The organism is Paraburkholderia sp. SIMBA_053 (assembly GCF_046534895.1).
Lineage (GTDB): Bacteria > Pseudomonadota > Gammaproteobacteria > Burkholderiales > Burkholderiaceae > Paraburkholderia > Paraburkholderia caledonica.
In genome coordinates this window covers 1-268 of record NZ_JAWRXU010000783.1, presented here as the reverse complement: position 1 = coordinate 268, position 268 = coordinate 1, and the positions used below count along the sequence as shown (strand labels likewise).

Annotated in this window: 1 protein-coding gene; it reads left to right on the top strand. The window is 63.8% G+C overall.

What is annotated here, in order from left to right:
- Window positions 1–268 (top strand): FimD/PapC N-terminal domain-containing protein (locus SB753_RS37710; protein WP_410805242.1); only part of this gene is annotated, 268 nt, incomplete at both ends.

Sequence of the window (268 nt, the reverse complement as noted above, 5' to 3'; positions counted from 1 at the left end):
GCGCGAGAGCGTGCGCTTCACCGCCGTGCATGAAGGCGAGAACGCGCGCGCCTGTCTCACGCGCAAGATGCTCGAAGCGTACGGCGTCGACTTCACGAAGCTGACGAACGCAGCGGATCAGGGTGCAGACGCATGCGTCGATGTCAGCGCGAGCGTGCCGGACGCAACGGTCGAATTCGACTTCAACGAGCAGAAGCTGAACATCACGACCCCGCAGAAGTACATGCGCAATCTGGCGCGCGGCTACGTCGCGCCGGAACTCTGGGAC